We start from the raw sequence: 15,702 nt of genomic DNA on the forward strand, positions 1-15,702 counted from the left end.
TGTTATTCCTTTTGGTTATAACTTGACGTATAATTAAGAAAAATCAATTATTGTCAGGGAGGTTGTTTATCATGGACATAAGGCAAATAGAATATTTTGCAGAAGTTGCGAAACAGCTGAACTTTACAAAAGCAGCATCCACTCTTCACATATCACAGCCCTCACTAAGCAAAACAATTAAAAGCCTTGAAGCCGAGCTTGGTGCCGCCCTATTTTATAGAAAGGCCAAACAATTGGAATTAACGGATGCTGGACAAGCATTCTTAATCAATGCGAAACATGTTATGGATGCTTTTGAAAACTTAACATCTGAACTAATTGATGTTATTAACTTAAAAAAAGGGGAAATAAAAATCGGAATTCCTCCAATTATCGGTGCTGCATTTTTTTCCACATTAATTAGCAAATACAAGGACACTTATCCCTCCATTGATTTACTATTGACGGAGGTCGGCAGCAACAAAATTAAACATGGCGTCCGTGAAGGTGAACTGGATATCGGTTTGATTTGCAATCTCCCCATACAAACAGAAAACTTTGAAACAATCAAACTACTAAACGATCCGCTAATGCTCGTTGTACAAAAGGACAATCCATTAGCGGACAGAGAAGCAATCAACTTTTCCCATATCAAAAAGGAACACTTTATCATGTATCGGCATGATTTCTCTCTCCATGACAGGATTATAGAAGCTTGTGAAGAACATGGATTCTATCCTAATGTTGTATGTGAGAGCTCACAAAAGGACTTTATGATTGAGATGGTCGGAGCAAAATTAGGTGTTGCTCTATTACCGAGTAAAATATGTGCCCAAATAACCAATGATGAAATTAAAGCAATTCCTTTTAAAAAAACGGTTGTCAATTTAGACTTGGCCATGATTTGGAAAAAGGATAAATACATACCGTATGCAGTTCGTGAATTTATTGCCATGTCAGAATCGATTACTATCTAAACGAAAGCTATCATGTTGGGCACTGTTCTTAAGTACATTGTTCTACTATATTACACTCCAAAACACATGGACTTGGTTAATGATGAACACTTTAAGTTCAACTGCACACTAGCACCTTTTAGTGGGAAGGTTTACAATTGCCGTTCTTTGCCCTCAGCTCACGATGACTCTTTTTTATAATTCCTATATTGTCATCTCCAAAATCAAACGAACATACTATTTATAGAGAGAAGCGAAGTTTGTTACCAAAATGGTGTGCAGGAGGGATTATTATTCCGCATTTACAAGTGGATTCTGAAACAATTTTGTTCTATGAGGAAAAAGGAGAGGGCCAGACCGTTATTTTTATCCACGGCGTAATGATGAGCAGTAAATTTTTTTATAAACAGCTAGCACAACTAAGCTCGGACTATCACACGATTGCTTTAGACCTTCGAGGGCATGGAAAATCATCCAAGGTAGAGAGCGGTCATACTGTTGCACAGTATGCACGGGATTTAAAAGCTTTCATGGAGAAATTAAGTTTAACAGATGTTATTTTAGTAGGCTGGTCAATGGGAGCTTTTGTTGTTTGGGATTATATCAATCAATTCGGAACAGACAATATAAAGGGCATTACCATTGTTGATCAATCGGCATCTGATTATACCTGGCCTGACTGGGAATTTGGCGCTTTTGATTTTCAAGCAATCAGCAATGTTGTGCAAGCCATTCAAGAAGATCAAGCGACATTTAACAGTAATTTCATCTATGGAATGTATAAAGAAAAACCAGACCCCGATGAATTCACTTGGATTTTACAGGAAATGAATAAGCTACCTGCATCCATTGCGAGTACAATTGTATTTAATCAGACAGCTGTCGATTATCGTGAGACGCTTTCCAATGTGACAGTCCCTTCATTAATTTGCTTTGGTACTGTCGGATTTTTTCCGATTGAAGCAGGAAACTATATTAAAGAAAGAACTCCAAATGCAACACTGATTCCATTCGAGGATAGCAGTCATTTGTTATTCCTTGAAGAAACGGAAAAATTTAACCATGAACTCGAAAAATTTATTCGTAGCTTATAATCTATGGAATAGCATAAAGGGAACAGCATCCTTCACGATGTGCTCCCTCTTTTTTTCAACATTACACTGTTGCTTTGTTCTTAAATTTTAAGGAAATCTCTTCTTCCACCAATTGGTTGATGTTATTTTAATTCTTCCACAATAGACTTCCCTTCACTTTGGTCTGACCATCTCCAGCTTTCATGCAGCCTAATCCGACCGTCAATTAGAATTTCAGGAACGGAAAAACACTCCCCACCTTTTATCATGCCTTTTTTATTTACATGATTATATCTAAACTGTAAGCTGCCATCTTCATTTACTATTCCAATCAGTGTTCCTTTTACAATTTCTCCACCACTATATGTTGCTGAAAGTATATTACCTTCTTGTTTATATTCAAAAAAAGTTTTGGAGGATACTTCTCCGTTCGCGGTATTTTCGACTGATACAAATTTACGGTCATCATAATTTATCACAAATAGTACTCCCATCCCATCCATCTAAACTTCAGAGAAAATTACTGTTCATTATTGCTTGTGATCATTACCTGATTTTCAATTTTTTTGTATTGTATACTTTTATCCATATTAATAGCTTTCCATGTTCTCACTAAACCATCAACAATCGGGGTAATCACCTCAGTATCACGATCATAGTATAGATGTGACAACGGATTCCAGCTTGTTAACACCCCTCCAGCATTCACGGCAACATCCTCGGTAACCGCTTGTTGATATGCTTCATTTACTCCTTTTAGCGGAAAAGCTAATACATCATCTTTATCATAGAAGTTCAACCACTCACCTTGAATAGTTGGATAAAACCGCGATATCATTGGGGAGGGAACGGTAATTGGAGATCCAAAATCAATGTAGCGCAATGACCATAACGCCATTGGACTCCCCATTGTATAAAATAGGGTTAGCGTTTCACATTGCTCTATTGGTGAATTACTTGTACACTTCACTGTTTCGATCCCCATGTTTTCTCGCTTAAATTGCAAATCATAAAAATAATTGCTTGCAATAATAGAACCCAGACTATGACTAATAATACACAAGGGCGCATTTGCTCCAGCCTTTTCCCTCAGTTTATTGATAGATGCTGCAACAAGGGAATGAACTTTATCATAATTCTGATTCCCTAAAGTTGTTGGCTGGTATGCTATTGCATCTGCTAAAAACTCAATTACAAACCGTCTTAATCTAGAATAATTTAAGTTCCTGTTTTCCTGTAACCTTTTCCATAATTCTGTTTGCTCCGATTCGAAAACAGATGACCAGAAAATCGGTTCAAATACTAATTCCTGCTCTGCATTGTTAATGGAAAGCTTTTTTGCAAAACCGTTAGAGATATGTGAAATAATTTCATCTGCAAAATCTTTCTTTGGAGTACCCGCTCCATGAATTACTGCAATAGCAATTTTTTGAGTCATCGGAAATCCTCCTCTGAAAACGTTATATTAATCGTACTTGAAATAAATCTTAACGTTAAGATGAAAATTACCTATTTATACACTTTCCTCACACGTACATGCTTGTGCATATCTTACTAAAAACAGAGAAAAAGAAGACCTTCTATGAGTCCAATGAACGAAAAGTCTTCTTTAAAAGTACTTATAAAAATCAATCAGCTGCAAACACTTTATTTTCCATTCGACCAATCTTTTCGATTTCTAATGTAACAATATCCCCATCTCTTAAAAATTGAGGTGGATCCATTGCAAAGCCAACCCCATCAGGTGTGCCAGTCATAATGATATCTCCAGGATTTAATGTAATTAAGTTCGAGATGAATTCAATAAGAAATGGAATGGTGAATATCAAATTACTTGTATTGGAGACCTGTCTCACTTCTCCATTTACATAGGACTTAATCATTAAGTTTGATGGATCACCGATTTCTTCTGCTGGAACTATCCAAGGTCCAATTGGGGTCGTGCGATCTAATGATTTTCCTTGCAGCCACTGAGGCGTCCTTTTCTGCAAGTCTCGAGCGCTGGTATCGTTTCCAATAGTATAACCAGCAATATAATCAAGTGCATCCTCCTGACTTATTTTTGAAGCTTCTTTTCCGATAACTACCGTGAGCTCTACCTCATAATCAAGCTTTTCCGTTGCGTCTGACTTTTCAATCGCATCTTCTGGTCCAATGAGAGCATTTGTAAACTTAGCAAATAAAACCGGGTTTTCTGGCAAATCGCCTTTCATTTCGGCAACATGCTCTGCATAGTTTCTACCTACACAAATAATCTTTGATGGATTTGGTACCGGTGGTCCAAGAATAACCTCTTCTCGTTGGAATGATATTTTGCCAGTTGTATGCGACAATGCGTAATGAAAAGCTTCCTTTGCTTGATTGATAATGCCGTTTCCAATCGAATAGAATTGATTTGGATCTGCTGGAAAAATAGACTCCATCGCCACATTTTCCTTCTCACCTTTCGAAATAAGTAAATTACGATAAGCATCTTGTAAATCAATTACAGTATCTTCATCTAAACCACCAATTCTCCATGAATGGTTCGAACCTTTTGGTTTATAACTAATTAACTTCAAATTTAGCACCTCTTCCAATTGCGTCATTATTTAGATAATATCACTTCTATCTTAAACACTCAAAAATTTGTATCGAAATGTTAAAAAGTTATGAAAAAAACTAGAAAGCGTTTTTCTCCCTTTCTAGTTTCGCTAGCTTTTAAAATGCTCCTGCCCCACCGCCACCAGTTGAAGAAGGGGACGATGAAGTACTCGTGCTTGTCGTACTATGCAGGACAGCCGTATACAGTATAAGGCTGCTTGGGCTAAATGAAGTTGTTGCATATACAGGATTATGAAGCAGTGGATAATCAGCATTCCATTTTATAGCCTGCTCAGCTTTTCCACATTTCTCTCCATATTTTTCACCCGCACCCAAGATGATTGCATATTCTAATCTTCTTTCTAATTTACCCGGCTCAGAGCCAACAGGATAACGATTTCGAATAAACAACCAATATCCTTTAAAAGTCGCATAATTTATTTCTTTAATCCCCTTTTTCCAATAATAATTTGGGATAATCAGCAAGGATACAAAGGTAATGAAATAGAATACGCTAGCTAAAATGACAGCTGGGGTAATGCTAAATCCAATTAGCGTCATCAGCAAAACGATAAAATAATAAGCAATGTTTACCCACTTATTACGATTAAACACTAACGTAACTACTGTTAATAAAACAACAATCAGAGGCAACACCCATTGCTCTGTCTGACTAATTGTATCAATCGTAACGAAATAGTTATATAGAACAAACGAAATAATCAGCAGTGGGATTGATAGAAAGGAATAGCCCTTCCATTTCCTGCGCAATCCTTGGTAATCCTCTCTTCCTTTCACCAAACCAGCCCACCTATTAAAATCCGCTTCAAATTGCTCTGCCTTTTTCTTTTTGACTTCATCCGTTTCTTCTTTATTATCAAGTAAATCTTCTAATAAAAAGTAATCTCCTAAATGATCACGTTTTGTAAATAGCCAGGATCGCAAAAACGAATCAGCCATGTCGCCCATTTCATTTCCACTAACCCATGTAAAGCGGAAAGTATGCTCACCTTTCTTTATAAGAGAAGGTACCTCTTTTAAACTGACAATCCCACGTTGCTTTAATGAGAATAATCCAGCAATAAAGCTGTCATACGGCAAATGTAAACTGTTTCGCAAATATTTTACTAACAATGGATCTGTTTGTTCGAGAATTTGTATGAATGCATCTTCGCTTTTATTTCCTCGGTAACGATAGGGGTGAACATAATAGACGAGAATCGTCGTTAGAATAACTACCCCAAATAATCCCCAAATAATTGGTTCAGCTTTACTCATGTTAGCATCGAGATGCTCCAATCGCTCGGTATAGTCTTTTTCTTCTGATATAATTTCATCTAACATCGGAGAATCTTTTGTAAGCTCCATACCAGCTAACTGGCTAGACGGAAAGATAAATCGAAGCATTGATGTTTCACCAGCTTCTAGCATTGAATTTGTATACACTAAACCACTATCGGAACTATTCAAGCTTCCTGATTCATCTTCATGTAAAAAGTAATGCGTATCTTCCATCCTTTGATTTGGGGGGTGAATCATGATTTGTACATTATTTAAATCCGTTTCATTGGAATCGTCAAAAAATGCATATTTCAACTCAGCAACATCTGTATACTTGTTTACAGATCCTTCTATTGTATAGGTATACAGCACAGTCTTGGCCTCATTCATTGATTCTGTAAAAATCCGGTACGTATCATCATCTTCTTCAACTTTTAATGAATTTGATTCATTTGTGTCCTCAGGAAAATCGCCCTCTTCTACTATAAATGCCTGAAAATGCTGACTGTCCGACTGTATGGATCTTGTGACCCCTTCAAAGGAACCGTTAAATGTATACGTAAATTGTTCACGCACATCAATCGTCCCATCTTCCTGAATTTGGGCATCAATGATTACTTCGTCGATTGAAAAAGAACGCTCTCCATCTGAATAACCTGCTAAAACGAAAATAAAAAGTGCCAATATTCCTATATAAATGAATCGCTTCATATTACTTACCCTCCTTATCGTTCTTATTTTACTAATACGATTAAGGAAAAGTAAAGGTTTCAGACAAGGACGCTTCATCACAGTGTTTCAGTTCTTCATCTTTGGATCAAGCGCATCTCGCAGTCCATCACCAATTAAGTTAAACCCGAGCACAACGAGCATAATAGAAATACCAGGAGCGAGTAATGTCCACGGAGCAAGCTGGATAAAGTCACGAGCATCTGCAAGCATCTGTCCCCATTCTGGTACCGGCGGCTGAACTCCCAGACCAAGAAATCCAAGTGCAGCAGCCTCAAGAATTGCGGTTCCGAATCCCAATGTTGCTTGGACAATTATAGGTGCAACACTATTAGGCAGTATATGATGCATAATAATTCGACCGTTTTTCATCCCCTGTGCTTTAGCGGCCATAATATATTCTTCTTCTCGTAAGCTAATAACACGTGAACGAACAAGTCTACCAAATATCGGGATATTAATGATCGCAATCGCTATTAATGCGTTTTGCAAGGAAGCACCAAGAATGGCCACGATCGCAATCGCTAGTAAGATACTTGGGAAAGCTAGTAGAATATCAAATATTCTTGATATAACCATATCGACCCAACGACCGAAGTAACCAGCAATAATCCCGAGAAGTGTTCCAAAAAATAAAGCTCCGGTTACTGCGAAAAAACCAACTTGAAGTGATACCCTAGCTCCATATGCAATTCGGGTAAAAATATCTCTTCCTAAATGATCCGTACCAAGCCAGTGCTCCTCTGAAGGAGGATGTAATCGATTGACCAATTGCTGTTCTTCTACCGAGTAGGAAGTTACTAATGGCGCAGCCAATCCAAGTACGATAAAAAATAAGATTATGACAAAACCGATAATTGCAAAGCGATTTTTACGTAATTGCTTTGCTGTATCCTTCCATGGTGAGATTGCCTCTATCTCTTCTGAATCAATATGCTGTCCGACCTTTGCAGGATTTGGGATTTGCTGCTCTGAATATTTCTTTTTTTCTTCTATCCTCATCATCTGCAGCCCCCTTTAATATTTAATCCGCGGATCGATTTTTTTATATAAGATATCCACAGCTAAGTTGATTAATACGAATATAAATGCGATAACAAGTATCCCTGATTGGATAACTGGATAATCTCGATAGCTTATCGCTTCATATACATATCTGCCAATCCCTGGCCAACTAAAAATGGTTTCCGTCAAAATTGCTCCACCAAGTAATACTCCCGTTTGTAGACCAATTACTGTTAATACAGGAATGATTGCATTTTTTAGTGCATGCTTATAAATCACAAGAAATTGACCAGATCCTTTAGCACGTACCGTACGAATATAATCGGACTTCATCACTTCTAGCATACTTGAACGTGTCATCCTTGCAATAATAGCCATTGGTATTGTCCCAAGTGCAATGCTTGGTAAAATTAAGTGCTTCAAAATCGTTAAGGCACGGCTAAAATCCAAATGAATTAATGAGTCCAACACATAAAAATGCGTTATTGAGGCAATTGGGTCTCTACTATCCTGTCTTCCATATGCAGGAAGCCAGCCAAGTTCTTGGGCGAATATCCATTGCTCCATTAAAGCAAGCCAAAAAATCGGCATCGATACGCCAATTAATGCAACCATCATAGCCAAAAAATCAAACCAAGAGTTCTGTTTCCACGCACTTATGATTCCTGCATTTACTCCAACGACAACAGCAAAAATCATCGCAAATAGGGTCAACTCAAAGGTGGCTGCTATGTATGGCCAAATTTCTTTTGAAATTTCAGCTTTCGATCGTAAAGAAGTCCCTAAATCGCCTTGTGTTAGATCCATTAAATAATGACCATATTGAACAAAATAAGGCTCATTTAATCCCATACTTTCCTCTAGCTCTGTGATTGCATTTGCAGTAGCTGTTTCCCCTAAAATTACTTGTGCTGGATTTCCCGGAATTAAATGAACAATCGAAAAGGTAATCAATGTCATACCGATCAATACGGGAATAAGCATTAATAAACGTCGTAGAATATAGGAAAACATTTTTTCACCCCTATTCTAATCATGTACAAATGATTGCTAAAAAAGAGGCAGCAGCATCATACTGCTACCTCTTTTTTTGAAAGTAAGTTATAGAATATCTAAGATTGTATATAACCTGAATAGCCACGGCCAGCTCCAGCGATTACGTGGTAGCGAGAAATTCTTCACCTCCGTACGTCGCTGTCGCTAACCGGGCGCTTCCGTTTTGGTTTTAGTTACTTAATTCAACCTCTTTCAGCGACTCACTTGTTGATGGATGTGGAACATAGTTCACTACTTTCGTCGTTGTTGCCATAACAGGTGTAGAGTGTACTAATGTAACCATTGGTGAGTCCTCAGAAATCAAAGCTTGTGCCTGTGCATAAAGATCCGCGCGTTCATCTTGATCAATAGCACGTTTGGCACTATCCAGCAGCTCATCTACTTCATCATTTTGGTAAAAGTTACGGTTGCTACTTCCAACATTGGATCCGTGCAACAAACTACTCAAGAAGTAATCCGGATCCCCATTGGTACCAGACCAACCGAGAATAAACAATTGATGTTCACCTTGTAATGTTTTTTCTAAATACGGTGCCCATTCTTCTCGTACAATTGTCGCATTTACGCCAACCTCTGCTAAGTTATTCTGAACAATTTGCGACACCGTTTCGGGATCTGGCATATACGGTCTCGCTACAGGCATCGTCCATAGTTCAATATCCAACCCATCCTCAAACCCTGCTTCAGCCAATAACTCTCTCGCCCGATCCGGGTCATACGCGTATTCCTCTACTTCGTCGTTATAACCTAAATATCCAGGTGGCAGAGGATTTTTAGCAGTTGTCGCATAGTCAGCATATAAAGCATCCGCGATTGCTTGCTTGTCAATTGCATGATTAATTGCTTGTCGAACCTCGACTTGATCAAATGGCTCCTTTTGCGTATTGAAGCCAACATAACCGAAGTTATTTTCTGAACGTGTCAACAGCTCTAAACCTTCATCAGCGTCTACACCAGCCGCATCATCTGGATTTAAGCCATCCATAATGTCAATCTCACCAGACTTTAATGCAATTAATCGTGCTGCATTATCAGGAATGACTTCGAAAATAACGCGATCCAGCTTCGGTAATCCATCCATTCGATAATCTTCAAATTTATCTAATACGATGGAGTCATCCTTGCTCCAACTGACAAATTTAAACGGCCCTGTACCTACCGGATTTTCATTAATCGCTGCCCCATGCTCCTCTAATGCGGCTGGAGAAGTAATCGCAAAATAGCTCATCCCCAGATTCTGTAAGAAAAATCCTAATGGTTGATTTAAAACAAATTCAATCTCATGATCATTGACCACATTAATTTCCTCAATCACATGCCCATCATCACCGGCAAATCCACCAAACATGGTTCCATACATCGAATAAACATAGCCGTCATCCGTAAATGCATATTCATGCTCTGGATCTGCCCAACGCTCAAAGTTAACTTTTACAGCTTCCGCATTAAAGTCTGTACCATCGTGGAAGGTAACTCCTTCTTCCAGGAAAAATGTGTAGGTTAAACCATCTTCGGAAACTTCCCAATCATGTGCTAAACCTGGCGTAAGATCAAAGGATTCTTTATCAAATTCTAATAAACCTTCTAATACTTGCTGTGTCACACGAGATGACTCCCCATCTGTGGTGCTTCCTGGATCAAGGCTTTCCGAATCACCACCACGAGCAAAAACTAACACCTGATCTCCAGCCGCTTCTGCATCAGTGGCTGGATCATCATCACTTGCTTCTTCATTTCCTGCATCACCGTCATTATCCGATGTATCCGTATTTGCACCACCATCTCCACTACATGCTGCAATGATCAAAAGAAATGCTAGTAGCAGAAACAAAAGTGCGCCGCCTTTTAATCTCATACCTATTCCCCCCTCTTTGTTTAGTAGATATTGTAGTAAAGTGAAACTTCATTCGATGGGTGTTCCTTTCTACCCCATTGAATGTTAGATGAACAGAATCTGGAATTTACAGGCTGTTTATCCCCACCCTTCACGTTTTTAGTTTTCTCACGCTATGAAGTGGGGATATTACAGCCCGTTAATGCGTGATAGATTTTGCTGCTGTCCATCATAAAGGTGACAAGCAACAAAATGATTATCTTCAACAGGTATAAATGCCGGACGTACAGATTTACAAATATCCATCGCCATCGGACATCTCGTATGGAATGCACATCCTGCTGGTGGATCAGCTGGACTTGGGACGTCCCCTTTTAAAATAACCCGCTCTTTTTCTATATCAGGATCTGGGTCCGGAACTGCAGATAAGAGTGCTTGTGTATACGGATGCTTGGCATCATCATACAATTTGTCTTTACTTGTCAGTTCTACCATTCTTCCTAAATACATCACACCGACACGATCACTAATATGCTTTACTACACTTAAATCATGGGCGATAAAAATATACGTAAGATTAAATTCATCACGTAAAGCTTCCATTAGATTAAGAATTTGTGCTTGAACGGAAACATCCAACGCCGAGACAGGCTCATCGCAAATAATAAGTTTCGGATTATTCGCAAGTGCCCGTGCTATTCCAATTCGTTGCCGTTGCCCACCACTGAATTGATGCGGGTATCTTGATGCATGATAAGCACTTAAACCAACAACTTCAAGAAGCTCTTTTACACGGCTTGTCCGCTCCTTGGCATTTTTCACCCCATGAATCAATAACGGTTCACCGATTATCTTTTCTACGGTATGCCTTGGATTCAGAGATGCATACGGATCTTGAAAAATAATCTGCATATCTCGCCGTAACCTGCGCATTTCCTCTGCATTGATATGTGTAATATCCTGGTCTTCAAACTTTACTTCTCCAGCAGTTGGTTCGATTAAGCGAAGAATCGCTTTACCGGTTGTTGACTTTCCACAGCCCGATTCTCCAACAATGCCTAATATCTCCCCTTCAAAAACGGTGAAGCTAACATCGTCAACTGCCTTCACCTCACCAACCGTTCGACCAAGTACACCACCTTTAATCGGGAAATACTTCTTCAATCCATTAATCTCCAATAACGGCTTCTGTAATTGTTGACGCATCGTTTATCGACTCTCCTTCCTGTTTGTCATAAAGGAAGCAACGACTCCGCCTACCTTCACCTGTAACGTACAATTCAGGATTCTCCTTAAAGCAACGATCAAATGCAAACTCGCACCTAGGAGCAAAACGGCAGCCTACACGTCCTAGTTTTGGCTTTGGTACTGTTCCGGGAATGGAGTATAGCTTCTGCTCACGCTCATGAATTCTTGGTAAAGAACGGATTAGTCCTTGTGAATATGGGTGCTTTGAATCTTTTAGAATCTCACGTTTCGAACCTTCTTCAACAACTTGTCCAGCATACATCACTACGACTCGGTCACAAATATCTGCTACAACACCCAAATCATGCGTGATTAACAGTATGGCAGTATCTTTTTCCTCGTTTAACTTTCGCATTAAGTCTAATATTTGTGCTTGAATCGTTACATCGAGAGCTGTCGTTGGCTCATCTGCAATAAGAAGCTCTGGATCACAAGACATCGCCATGGCAATCATGACTCGTTGTCTCATTCCACCTGAAAGCTGATGGGGATAATCATCAATAATTGATTCAGCTCTTGGAATGCCGACTAGCTTTAACATAGAAATTGATTTTTCCCTTGCTTCTTTTTTACTTATTTTCTGATGAAATCGAAAGGCTTCTCTCATTTGATTTCCAATCGTAAACAGTGGATTTAGTGAGGTCATTGGTTCTTGAAATATCATGGATATTTCATTGCCTCGCAATTTCTTCATTCGTTTTTCGGAAGCAAATGCAAGGTTTTCTCCTTTATAATTAATTTCCCCACCCACTATTTTTCCAGGCGGGTTGGGAACAAGCTGCATAATGGATAATGATGTAACACTTTTTCCGCATCCTGATTCCCCTACAACCCCAACTACTTCCCCTTTATGTACATGTAAACTTACTTGATCAACTGCTGGTACTTCCCCGCTATCTGTGAAAAAGTGGGTGCTTAAGTTCTTTATCTCTAATACGGTATGAGACAATTGATACTCCCCTTTCAGCTCGACGTGGAATATATTTCTTTTATGTTTCTATAATATACTGAAAATTACCTAATATTGCAAGAAAAAAATAATATTTACTATTTATACTTTTTAAAACAAAATAAAAACATAATTATAATTCACATAAATTGTGAGTTGCTTTATACTAAATAGAATAAGTTCTCGTCTGGGAGTGTTAGATAGGTGATCGAAGTATATACAGATGGTGCAGCAAGTGGAAATCCTGGACTGAGTGGTGCGGGCATATATATCAAATCTGGCAAAAACGCTTACGAATATACCATTCCATTAGGATATCTATCAAATCACGAAGCTGAATTCTACGCAATTATTAAAGCGCTTGAGATTTGTCGGCAATCATTTCCGAATGAAATTATATCCTTTCGCTCTGATTCGAAGGTTGTCGTGGATGTAATCGAAAAAGATTTCACAAAGAATCAACTCTTTCTTCCTTTACTTGAATGCATTAGAGAAGAATCAAAGAATTTTCCGCACTTTTTTATCAAGTGGATTCCAGAAAAGAAAAATGGTCATGCAGATCGTTTGGCAAGAAAAGCGATCCATATGAATGATCAAGCTTAATTCAACTTTCTAATTAACTTACATTTCTTCATTTCGTAAAAATTAAATTCTTAACAGATACTAGTCTTAGCAAATTAGGGGGATACCGATGAATGATGTGTCGCTACGGGAACAAAGTATTGTACTCATTGGTTTTATGGGGGTAGGAAAAACTACAATTGGCAAAGCAGTTGCGAAGAAATTATATCGTGATTTTATCGATATTGATGAAGAAATTGAAAAGAAATATAATATGCCAACTTCAGAGATTTTTAATCTATATGGCGAGCGAATATTTCGGCAAACCGAAAAAGACATGATTATCAATTCCTGTAAACAAAAATTAAAAATCATCTCTGTCGGCGGTGGCGCATTCTTACAGGATGAAGTTCGTGAGGCATGCATGTCACATTGTATTATCTTTTTCTTAGATTTATCTTGGGATTCTTGGAAAGAACGTATTAGCCTGCTCATTGATAGCCGCCCTGTCCTGCAAGGGAAAAATATCGATCAAATCAAACAATTATTTTATAATAGACAACCGATTTATGAGGAACATCATTCAAGAGTCGTGACGGATAATTTACCAGTGGATGAAGTTGCAGATTACATTACAGAGTCCCTGAAAACCGCTTGGGATATCTATGAACCGAATTAAAAAACCAAAGGGCTAAAGAGAATAGTTAGATACCAAGCTAAAAACACAAAATAACCCTTCAAGGGTTATTTTGTGTTTCATCTTCATCCTAATAAGGTCGCAAACTAAGCAAGCCTCTCAGCAGCTTCCCGAATAGCCACCACTAAATCTTCACCATATTTTTCTTTTGAGTTTTTGCCTAGATAATCAGCAATATCCACATCGCCTAAATGAACCGCCCTAATGAAGGATCGAACTTTAATATCCTTAGGTTCAGTAAAAAGATTCTCCGTGATCATATATTCCAGTTCATCAGCAATTCTATTTAACTCAGTCATTTATTCGCCTACCTTCTAAAAACATTAAGGACTAATTCAGTAATTCAGTAAGCTATTTTTTCCAATACGATTACTCTTTATACTTTCTAATTTATTAAATAAATTTATTTTTTAAAGTTTCACGTTAAGTTCTAAATAACAAGCTGCCCCATCACTAAATTATTAATCTGTACCTACTGGATGCAGTCCAACTTCAATGAAATAGACACCAAACTGGACAGCATACGATCAATTTCGAAAAAACACAAGCCAAATGAATATTGTTCATGTGCATCCGAAGTGAAGGGAAGGAAAGATACTATTAATTATCCTTAAGTATCGAGTAAACATATGTATCATGTGCAGTTCCATTTTGATACATATAATCCCTCAAAACACCTTCTTGCTGAAAACCAACCTTGCTTAACAAATTGTTAGATGCTTCGTTATGTACAAAAACAACAGCTCCTATACGAATAAGACCCAATTCATCAAAACCATATTGAATTACCTTGGATACTGCTTCGGAAGTAAAACCCTTTCTCCATTGTGTAGGATGTATTTCATAACCAATTTCAGCTCGTTTATGTTTAGGGGACCAAGCATTAAATCCAATGGTTCCAATTATTCCTCGATTACCTTTTATTTCGATTCCCCAGCGTATTCCCTTTTTCTCTTTGAAATTTTCAGCAAAAAAATCAACAAATGCCGCTGCTTGCGCTAAATTTTGCAATGTCTCTTGACCGTAATATCGAGTTACATTTTCATTAGAAAAACAAGCAAATAGGGCTTCTGCATCATCCTTGGAGATTTCTCTTAAACATAGTCTTTCAGTCTCTAATGTTGGAAACATCAATTTCTCTCCCCCTCTCGTTTTTACCTTTAACACAATGCATAATTATTAAAAGCCCGGCTTAATTTCTCTACACCCCTATACTAGTATAAAATTCCAAATTTAATTTTGAAATTTACCTGAATAGGTATAAATGATACTTCCCCATCTTCATGGTCAAAAATCAAATTACTGGACTCCTTCGTCTGCTAAAAAAACACTGACTCTTTTACATGTATAGAATCAGTGTTTCTTCGTTTTTAATTATTATTTACGCAGTATCTTCTCCATCGCTTTTCCTTTTGCTAATTCATCGATCAGCTTATCCAAATAGCGAATTTCCTGCATAAGCGGTTCTTCGATGTCTTCCACTCGGACACCGCAGATCACACCTTTAATCAAATTCCGGGAAGGATTCATATGAGGAGCTTCCGCAAAGAATGTCTCAATGTCTGTCTTTTTTTCCAGTTGTTCTTCTAACTCTTCCTGACTATAGCCTGTTAACCAATGTATGATTTCATCGACTTCTGATTTCGTACGTCCTTTTTTCTCAGCCTTGGTAATATAATGGGGATACACTCCTGAGAAACTCATTGTGTAAATCCGATGTTTGGTCATGATACATACTCCCTACTACTGTT

16 protein-coding genes are annotated in these 15,702 nt (G+C 38.1%); 4 read left to right on the forward strand and 12 right to left on the reverse strand.

Translation table 11 applies throughout. From position 1 onward, the window contains the following. The first annotated feature begins 71 nt into the window (after nt 1-71). Nucleotides 72-956, forward strand: a complete 885-nt coding sequence (locus MHH64_RS16960; protein WP_118889695.1) for a LysR family transcriptional regulator — start codon at nt 72-74, stop codon at nt 954-956. Between the two features lie 272 nt (nt 957-1,228). Further along, entirely contained in the window at nt 1,229-2,029 is an 801-nt protein-coding gene (locus tag MHH64_RS16965) for an alpha/beta hydrolase (protein WP_095311474.1), read from the forward strand. A gap of 122 nt (nt 2,030-2,151) precedes the next feature. Here the strand turns inward: MHH64_RS16965 and MHH64_RS16970 are convergent, their stop codons facing one another. The 9 genes from MHH64_RS16970 to MHH64_RS17010 all read right to left on the reverse strand — a co-directional run bounded on the left by MHH64_RS16970 (nt 2,152) and on the right by MHH64_RS17010 (nt 12,693). After that, a complete protein-coding gene (locus MHH64_RS16970) occupies nt 2,152-2,487 on the reverse strand; it encodes a n-acetylglutamate synthase (protein WP_187393162.1) in 336 nt (111 codons plus the stop codon). A gap of 41 nt (nt 2,488-2,528) precedes the next feature. Then, nucleotides 2,529-3,446 (reverse strand): chemotaxis protein, encoded by a 918-nt coding sequence (locus tag MHH64_RS16975; RefSeq protein WP_240033792.1) that lies wholly within the window; start codon nt 3,444-3,446, stop codon nt 2,529-2,531. A 190-nt stretch (nt 3,447-3,636) separates the two neighbouring features. Beyond that, nucleotides 3,637-4,569: a fumarylacetoacetate hydrolase family protein gene (locus tag MHH64_RS16980; RefSeq protein WP_095311278.1), complete on the reverse strand. Its 933-nt coding sequence runs from the start codon at nt 4,567-4,569 to the stop codon at nt 3,637-3,639. Nucleotides 4,570-4,708: 139 nt separating this feature from the next. Then, entirely contained in the window at nt 4,709-6,583 is a 1,875-nt protein-coding gene (locus MHH64_RS16985) for a DUF2207 domain-containing protein (RefSeq protein WP_340002085.1), read from the reverse strand. Between the two features lie 87 nt (nt 6,584-6,670). Continuing rightward, the gene (locus tag MHH64_RS16990) at nt 6,671-7,606 is read right to left on the reverse strand and encodes an ABC transporter permease (protein WP_251659197.1); all 936 of its coding nucleotides are present in this window, start codon (nt 7,604-7,606) and stop codon (nt 6,671-6,673) included. Between the two features lie 12 nt (nt 7,607-7,618). Beyond that, nucleotides 7,619-8,620, reverse strand: a complete 1,002-nt coding sequence (locus tag MHH64_RS16995) for an ABC transporter permease (protein ID WP_095311273.1) — start codon at nt 8,618-8,620, stop codon at nt 7,619-7,621. A 211-nt stretch (nt 8,621-8,831) separates the two neighbouring features. Beyond that, on the reverse strand, nt 8,832-10,517 hold the full coding sequence (locus MHH64_RS17000) for an ABC transporter substrate-binding protein (RefSeq protein WP_340002087.1): 1,686 nt from the start codon (nt 10,515-10,517) through the stop codon (nt 8,832-8,834). A gap of 168 nt (nt 10,518-10,685) precedes the next feature. Next, on the reverse strand, nt 10,686-11,702 hold the full coding sequence (locus MHH64_RS17005) for a dipeptide ABC transporter ATP-binding protein (protein WP_118889690.1): 1,017 nt from the start codon (nt 11,700-11,702) through the stop codon (nt 10,686-10,688). Then, complete coding sequence (locus MHH64_RS17010; RefSeq protein ID WP_095311268.1) at nt 11,665-12,693, reverse strand: ABC transporter ATP-binding protein; 1,029 nt, start codon at nt 12,691-12,693, stop codon at nt 11,665-11,667. Before MHH64_RS17010 ends, MHH64_RS17005 begins: the two co-directional genes overlap by 38 nt. 204 nt (nt 12,694-12,897) lie before the next feature. Between MHH64_RS17010 and MHH64_RS17015 the strand changes: the two genes are divergently transcribed. Together MHH64_RS17015 and MHH64_RS17020 are read left to right on the forward strand one after the other, a co-directional pair. Then, nucleotides 12,898-13,296, forward strand: a complete 399-nt coding sequence (locus MHH64_RS17015) for an RNase H family protein (RefSeq protein ID WP_095311267.1) — start codon at nt 12,898-12,900, stop codon at nt 13,294-13,296. Nucleotides 13,297-13,384: 88 nt separating this feature from the next. Further along, nucleotides 13,385-13,933 (forward strand): shikimate kinase, encoded by a 549-nt coding sequence (locus tag MHH64_RS17020; RefSeq protein WP_303448147.1) that lies wholly within the window; start codon nt 13,385-13,387, stop codon nt 13,931-13,933. A gap of 104 nt (nt 13,934-14,037) precedes the next feature. Here the strand turns inward: MHH64_RS17020 and MHH64_RS17025 are convergent, their stop codons facing one another. From MHH64_RS17025 to MHH64_RS17035, 3 genes are all read right to left on the reverse strand, one after another. Next, on the reverse strand, nt 14,038-14,250 hold the full coding sequence (locus tag MHH64_RS17025) for a hypothetical protein (protein WP_095311264.1): 213 nt from the start codon (nt 14,248-14,250) through the stop codon (nt 14,038-14,040). Between the two features lie 301 nt (nt 14,251-14,551). Further along, on the reverse strand, nt 14,552-15,082 hold the full coding sequence (locus tag MHH64_RS17030) for a GNAT family protein (protein WP_340003285.1): 531 nt from the start codon (nt 15,080-15,082) through the stop codon (nt 14,552-14,554). 246 nt (nt 15,083-15,328) lie between these two features. Then, a complete protein-coding gene (locus MHH64_RS17035; protein WP_095311261.1) occupies nt 15,329-15,679 on the reverse strand; it encodes a DUF2200 domain-containing protein in 351 nt (116 codons plus the stop codon). Nucleotides 15,680-15,702 lie beyond the last annotated feature (23 nt).

This window comes from Oceanobacillus sp. FSL K6-0127, from assembly GCF_037983385.1.
In the GTDB taxonomy this organism is placed as follows: Bacteria; Bacillota; Bacilli; order Bacillales; family Amphibacillaceae; genus Oceanobacillus; species Oceanobacillus profundus.

Bases quoted from the DNA above. Each gene is read 5' to 3' on its own strand.
- MHH64_RS16960 (WP_118889695.1), top strand. From the start codon at position 72: ATGGACATAAGGCAAATAGAATATTTTGCAGAAGTTGCGAAACAGCTG.
- MHH64_RS16975 (WP_240033792.1), bottom strand. From the start codon at position 3,446: ATGACTCAAAAAATTGCTATTGCAGTAATTCATGGAGCGGGTACTCCA.
- MHH64_RS16985 (WP_340002085.1), bottom strand. From the start codon at position 6,583: ATGAAGCGATTCATTTATATAGGAATATTGGCACTTTTTATTTTCGTT.
- MHH64_RS16990 (WP_251659197.1), bottom strand. From the start codon at position 7,606: ATGATGAGGATAGAAGAAAAAAAGAAATATTCAGAGCAGCAAATCCCA.
- MHH64_RS16995 (WP_095311273.1), bottom strand. From the start codon at position 8,620: ATGTTTTCCTATATTCTACGACGTTTATTAATGCTTATTCCCGTATTG.
- MHH64_RS17000 (WP_340002087.1), bottom strand. From the start codon at position 10,517: ATGAGATTAAAAGGCGGCGCACTTTTGTTTCTGCTACTAGCATTTCTT.
- MHH64_RS17005 (WP_118889690.1), bottom strand. From the start codon at position 11,702: ATGCGTCAACAATTACAGAAGCCGTTATTGGAGATTAATGGATTGAAG.
- MHH64_RS17020 (WP_303448147.1), top strand. From the start codon at position 13,385: ATGAATGATGTGTCGCTACGGGAACAAAGTATTGTACTCATTGGTTTT.
- MHH64_RS17025 (WP_095311264.1), bottom strand. From the start codon at position 14,250: ATGACTGAGTTAAATAGAATTGCTGATGAACTGGAATATATGATCACG.
- MHH64_RS17030 (WP_340003285.1), bottom strand. From the start codon at position 15,082: ATGTTTCCAACATTAGAGACTGAAAGACTATGTTTAAGAGAAATCTCC.
- MHH64_RS17035 (WP_095311261.1), bottom strand. From the start codon at position 15,679: ATGACCAAACATCGGATTTACACAATGAGTTTCTCAGGAGTGTATCCC.